At 74.1% G+C, this 6,160-nt stretch carries 6 protein-coding genes; 3 read left to right on the forward strand and 3 right to left on the reverse strand.

The window, feature by feature from the left end; all coding sequences use genetic code 11:
- Positions 1 to 117 precede the first annotated feature (117 nt).
- From MKL01_RS18385 to MKL01_RS18395, 3 genes are all read right to left on the reverse strand, one after another.
- Positions 118 to 1,158: an aldose epimerase family protein gene (locus MKL01_RS18385; RefSeq protein WP_243906648.1), complete on the reverse strand. Its 1,041-nt coding sequence runs from the start codon at positions 1,156 to 1,158 to the stop codon at positions 118 to 120.
- 100 nt (positions 1,159 to 1,258) lie between these two features.
- Complete coding sequence (locus MKL01_RS18390) at positions 1,259 to 2,542, reverse strand: thermonuclease family protein (protein ID WP_243906649.1); 1,284 nt, start codon at positions 2,540 to 2,542, stop codon at positions 1,259 to 1,261.
- 81 nt (positions 2,543 to 2,623) lie between these two features.
- Entirely contained in the window at positions 2,624 to 3,511 is an 888-nt protein-coding gene (locus MKL01_RS18395; RefSeq protein ID WP_243906650.1) for a hypothetical protein, read from the reverse strand.
- 297 nt (positions 3,512 to 3,808) lie between these two features.
- Between MKL01_RS18395 and MKL01_RS18400 the strand changes: the two genes are divergently transcribed.
- The 3 genes from MKL01_RS18400 to MKL01_RS18410 all read left to right on the forward strand — a co-directional run.
- Positions 3,809 to 4,762, forward strand: coding sequence for a lipid kinase (locus MKL01_RS18400; RefSeq protein WP_243906651.1), 954 nt, complete (start codon positions 3,809 to 3,811; stop codon positions 4,760 to 4,762).
- Positions 4,759 to 5,550: a TerC family protein gene (locus tag MKL01_RS18405; RefSeq protein WP_243906652.1), complete on the forward strand. Its 792-nt coding sequence runs from the start codon at positions 4,759 to 4,761 to the stop codon at positions 5,548 to 5,550. The genes MKL01_RS18400 and MKL01_RS18405 overlap by 4 nt, the downstream gene beginning before the upstream one ends.
- 16 nt (positions 5,551 to 5,566) lie before the next feature.
- A partial coding sequence (locus tag MKL01_RS18410) for a transporter substrate-binding domain-containing protein (protein WP_243906653.1) occupies positions 5,567 to 6,160 on the forward strand: 594 nt, incomplete at its 3' end.

Below are 6,160 nucleotides of genomic sequence, written 5' to 3' on the forward strand. Positions count from 1 at the left end.
AACCCGGTCGCCCCGCCGCCGACAGGAGCCGACCATGGTCGAGGACGTCGAAGCCGCCCGCACCGTCTACGAACGCCGGCACGGGGCCGTGACCGGCCGGCTTTCGTCGGTCTCCCGTCACGCCACCGAGAACCGGAACTCCGTGGTCGCCGCGAAGGCCTCGCCGGGCCGGAGCACCGCGGAGGGGAAGGCCGGCTGGTTCGGGGCATCCGGAAACGCCTGCGTCTCGAAGCAGACGCCGTCGCCGGAGCGGTAGAGGCGCCCGGAAGGTCCGATCAGCGTGCCGTCGAGATTGTTGCCGCTGTAGAGCTGCAGGGCCGGCTGCGACGTCCACACGTCGAGCCGGCGCCCGCTCCAGGGATCGGTGCAGGTGGCGGCCGGCCGCAGCGTCCCGGCCGGGCCGCGCAGCACGAAGGTGTGGTCGTAGCCCTTGGCGATGGCGAGTTGCGGATCGCCCTCCCGGATGCGCTCCTGCAGCCGGCGCGGGATGCGGAAATCGAACGGCGTGCCGTCGACCGGCCGGAGCTCCCCGGTGGGGATCTGGGTGGCGTCCGTCGGGGTGAAGGCGTCCGCCGCGAGGTCCACCACGTGGTCGAGGACGCTGCCGGTCCCCTCCCCGGCGAGGTTGAAGTAGCTGTGGTTGGTGAGGTTCAGGACCGTCGGGCGGTCGGTCGTGGCCGCGTAGTCGATGCGCAGCACGCCGTCCTCCGGCAGGCTGTAGCGCACGCGCACCGCGAGGGCGCCCGGAAACCCCTCCTCGCCGTCCGGGGAGAGCCGGGTCAGGGTGAGGCTCGTCGCGTCGGACTGCTCCGTGCGCCACAGACGCTTGCCGAAGTTCCGCGGGCCGCCGTGCAGGGTGTTGGGACCCTCGTTCACCGGCAACCGGTAGGTCTGCCCGTCGAGGCTGAAGCGGCCGCCCGCGATCCGGTTGGCGTAGCGGCCCACCACCGCGCCGAAGCTCGGGCTCACGGTCTCGTAGCCCCTCAGGGTGTCGAGGCCGAGGACAACGTTGGCCGGGCGGCCGGCCCGGTCGGGCACCTCGATCGCCGTGACGGCCGCGCCGAACTCGATGACGGCGACACGCAGGGTGCCGCGCGTCAGGACGTGGCGCCGGACCGCCCGGCCGTCCGCCATGTGGCCGAAAATCTCGCCCGGCATGCCGTTCCTTCCCGGTCGGAGTTGCCCGGAGCCGCTCCCGATCGCATCCCGTCCGAAATCGGCCTGTCGCCGCGCCGGCCGGCAAAGCCCGCGCGGCGCGCTAGCGCTTCCAGACGCCGAGCCGCTCGCTCCGGGCGTGATCCTCGGCGGCGACCAGCTCCGGGCTCGCCTCCGGGGAGGCGCGGCCGCCCCCGTTGAACAGGACGACCTCGGACAGGTCGCGCCCGTCCACGAGGCAGTTCATCGTCTCGCTGCCCGGGGCGGGCTGGCAGGTCACCGTCCGGCCGCCGATGTAGCGGGCGAGCTCCTCCGCCTGACCGCCCCGCACCCACTCGACGCCGAACAGGCGCACGACCTTGCCGCCGACCTTGAGGGTGGCGGTGTCGACGACCTGGACCGGCCCGGTCACGGAGTTCGGAGGCGGCGGGGTCGCATCGGGCTCGGCGTCGCCGCCGGTCTCGGGGGGCGGGGTGACCGTATCGGGGGCGGCCGGCGTCGCGGCCGGCGGGGCCGCAGGGGCGGCCGGGGCGGCGCCCTTGGGCGCGGTCGCCGGGGATGGCGGCCGCTCGGTGGTGGCGGGGCGCGCGGTTTCGGGCGGGCGGCCCTCCAGGACGAGCCCCGCGGCGATCACCGCCACGAGGGCGGCTACGCTGGCGCCCGTGAGCCAGCGCCGCTGGCGGTTCGCGCCCTCGTCCCCGATGTCCTGGCCGAAGCCGAGACGGTCGCGCAGAGTCTCCAGGCCGTCGCGCACCGTGTCGCCGAGCCGGCCGGGCCCCGTGTTCCAGGCCTCCACCGGGTCCGCCTGCCGCGCGGCGTCGGCCGCGCCGGTCCCGTCGGACACGGCGTCGGCGGGCCGGGCGAACCGGCCGCGCAGGCTCGTCCGCAGGGTCGCGAACCGGCCGGCGGCGTTCTGCGCCAGCACCCGGCCCTGCACCGAGGAGCGTTCCGCCAGGGATCGGGCGCGCTCGGACTGCGTCTCCACGAAGCGCGCGGTGGCGGCCTTCATCTCGTAGGCGCCGCTCAGCAGGGCCGAATCCCGGGGCTCCTCGACCTGGGGAGCCGGCTCAGGCTCAGGCGGCAGGAACAGGCCGGGATGCCGCTCCTGCAACTCCGCGACCAGATCCGCGAGGGTCATCGGCTCTGAGGTGTCGCCCCGGAGGCGCCCGGCACCGTGCCGGTCGAGGATCCGGATGCCGGATCCGTCGGCGTCCGGGGCGGCCGCGGCCTCCGCGAGCAGTTCGAGGGTCCGCACCGCCACCGGGCGCGGGCGGGCGCGGGCGATCTCCGCCCGGATCGCCGCGCGGAGGGCGGTGCGGCCGGGATCGTCGAGGGCCGGACGCACCGGCCCCGCATCCTGCTTCGCCAGCACCGTTGAAGACGTCATACACCCGATCCTGGCGACGATCCGCGCGGCACGGAGCCCGCTTGAGCGCGCCTCACTGAAATCCCGAACGCCGGGAGGCTCTTACGCCTTGCCGGGCGTGGGAGCCAGCGTGCCCGCCTGGAGGCTGCGGCGCAGGACGCGCCCGGTCTCCCCGACGATGTAGGGCCGGGTGCCGGCAAATCCCACGTCCAGGATCAATTCGGCTTCTCCGCTGGAGACGGCCCCGCGCCCCGGATTCGCGGTGCGGAATGCGACCAGCGCACGGATCGTGCAGGATTCGGGATCGCAGGCGGCGCGGATCGCCCGCGGCTCGTAGCGCCGCTCGGGCCAGCGCTGGACGAAGCTGCGCTTCTCCGCGACGAGGCCGGCGGTCGTGATCGGGCGGCCGTAGAAGCGGACGCGCGTGGCGTAGAACCGGCTGGCCGCCCCGACCATGGCGTCGCCGGGACCCGAGACGGTGGCAAGGTAGTCGGCCGTCAGCGCCCGGGCCGCGGCGGCGCGCTCCGCCGAGACGGCCGGATCCGGATCGACGCCGGCGGGCATCGCCGCGAAGGGGTACGCCGGGTGCGCGCGGCGGCGCTGCGCCTCCCGGCCGGACGGGCGATCCGGCGGGGCGGCCCGCCGCGGATTCTGGATCCGCACGCGGGCGGCCGTCGGCGGGGCCTCCTCGGCGGGCTCGCGCTTGACGGCTTGGCGCCCCGGCGCCGTCTCGCCCGTCCGGCCGACGTCGGCCTTCGCGGGCTCCCGGGGCGGTTGCGTTCCGGCCATGTCCCGGACCGCCTCGCCGGTCCGATCCTTGCCGGCCAGCGCGGCGCCGGGCGCCGGCGCGGACGCGCGGGACGGCGGATCCACCCAGCCCGCCACCGGCGCCGCATTCTGCTGCTGGGCCGAGGCGGCACCTGCGAACGCCAGCGGCAGGATCAGGCCGAGCGCGAGGGCGTGGGGTCGGTGGGGAACGGTGGCGGGCATCGGTGCCTTCCTGGCGGCCGGATCGGACGTGACGGAGAATGCGCCCGCGCGGCGCGGACGTTTCGGGCGTGTCCATCATCCTGCCGGATCGCGCGGCCGTGACCAGCCCTGGATTGCGGGGATGATGGGGTTGCGTTCGTGCGTTTGGGTACCAAGTCGGGGACAGTCTCGGCGCGAGCCGGCCCTCGGCCGTTCCCAGGTTCCATCATCCCCCCGCCCCGCGCCGTCGTGCATCGAGGATCCCGTGGCCCGACCTGAGATCGAGACGCCGTCCGGCCCGCAATCCGGGGGACCGCGATGACGACCGCCCAGCGCCGGGCGCTGCTCATCTGCAACGCCAAGGCCCGCAACGGCGCGCTCGACCTCGACGCGGTGCGGCAGGTCCTCCGGGCGGGCGGCATCGAGCCGGTGGAGCCGCCGCCGGACGCCGAATGCCGCGACGTGATCCGCGATCGGGCCGGAGAGGTCGACCTGGTGATCCTCGGCGGCGGCGACGGCACGATGAATCACGCCGCGCCCGCGCTGGTCGACAGCGGCCTGCCGCTGGCCATCCTGCCGCTGGGCACGGCCAACGACCTCGCCCGTTCCCTCGGCCTGCCGCTGGATCCCCTCGCGGCGGCCCGGTTCATCCCCACCGCCGAGGCGCGACCGGTGGACCTCGGCTGGGTCAACGGGCACTACTACTTCAACGTGGCGAGCGTCGGCTTCTCGGCCGAACTGGCCGGGGAACTCACCGCCGAGTCGAAGAAGACCTGGGGGGTGCTCGGCTACGCGGTCGCGGCCATTCGGGTGCTGCGCCGGGTGCGGCCCTTCACGGTGACGATCGAGCACGACGGCACGGTCGAGAAGGTGACCACCATCCAGGTCTCGGTGGGCAACGGCCGCCATTACGGCGGCGGCATGACCGTCGCGGAGAATGCCGCCGTGGATGACGGCAAGCTCGATTTCTACAGCCTGGAAATCGACCATTGGTGGCGGCTGATCGCGCTGCTTCCCGCCCTGCGGCGGGGCACGCACGGCCGCGCCGCCGACGTGCGGGCCTTCCACGCGCAGGACATCACGCTCACGACCCGCCGGCCCCGCCCGGTGAACACCGACGGCGAGCTGACCACGCACACGCCGGCCCATTTCAAGGTGATCCCGAAGATCCTGCGGGTGTTCGCCCCGGAACCGGTGCGCGGCCCGACCCCCTTCGACCTGGCCGCCCTCGGCAGCCATCTGTTCCCGACCAGCGAGACCTCCCGCCCGTGACCGACCTGATCCAGCTCGCTAGCCAACCCGCCGTGTGGGCGGCCCTCGCCACGCTGGTGGTGATGGAGGTGGTGCTCGGGATCGACAACCTGATCTTCATCTCGATCCTGACCAACAAGCTGCCGGCGGATCAGCAGACCCGGGCGCGGCGCATCGGGATCGGCCTGGCGCTGATCCTGCGGCTGGGGCTGCTCGGCACCGTGGCGTTCATCGTGCACCTGACCGAGCCGGTCTTCTCGGTGCTGGGCCAGGATTTCTCCTGGCGCGACATCATCCTGATCGGCGGCGGCCTGTTCCTGCTGTGGAAGGCCACCAAGGAGATCCACCACACCGTGGACCCGGAGCCCGAGACGACGGCATCCGGCGGCAGCCTCGGCTTCGGCGCGGCGATCGGCCAGATCCTGCTCCTCGACCTCGTCTTCTCCATCGACTCGATCATCACCGCGGTGGGCATGACCGAGCACGTGCCGGTGATGATGGTGGCGGTGATCGTCGCCGTCGCGGTGATGCTGCTGGCGGCCGAGCCGCTCTCGGCCTTCATCGCCCGCAACCCCACCGTGGTGATGCTGGCGCTGGGCTTCCTGATCATGATCGGCATGACGCTGATCGCCGAGGGGTTCGGCGCGCACGTGCCGAAGGGCTACATCTACACCGCCATGGCCTTCTCGGCCGGCGTCGAGGGCCTCAACATGCTGGCGCGCCGCCGCCGCCGGGGGGCACGCGGCGGCACGCAGGGGCGTGCACGCGCCGAGACGCCGCCGTCGACCGGGCAGGTCGGACGTGCCTGAGGCCGGATCGGCCGCCATGCGCCTCCTCGCGGCCCTGGGCCTGCTCGTCCTGTCCACCCCGGCGCGCGCGGAACCGCAACCGATGACCCCCGATCCCGCGGTCCTGCACGATCTCGCCCCCACCGGCACGCTCCGGGCGGCGATCAATCTCGGCAACCCGGTCCTGGCCCAGGGCGGCGCGGACGGTCCGGCGGGGGTCTCGGTGGATCTGGCCCGGGCGCTCGCCGCGCGGCTCGGCGTGACGGTGGCATTCGTGACCTTCCCGGGGGCGGGGGCCGTCTCGGGCTCGGCGGGGTCCGGCATCTGGGACATCTGCTTCCTGGCGATCGATCCGAAGCGCGCCGAGGGCATCGCCTTCACGGACCCCTACGTGCTGATCGCCGGCAGCTACCTCGTGCCGGCGGACTCGCCGATCCGGACTTTGGAGGCGGTGGACCGCGAAGGGGTGCGCGTCTCGGTGGGCCGGGGCAGCGCCTACGACCTGTTCCTTTCCCGCGCCCTGCAGCACGCGAGCCTGGTGCGGGCGCCGACCTCGGCCGAGGCGGTCACGGCCTTCGCCCGGGACGGGCTGGAGGTGGCGGCCGGGGTGGAGCAGCCGCTGGCCGCCTAT

Origin of the sequence: Methylobacterium sp. J-070, from assembly GCF_022829385.1 — a bacterium.
GTDB lineage: Bacteria > Pseudomonadota > Alphaproteobacteria > Rhizobiales > Beijerinckiaceae > Methylobacterium.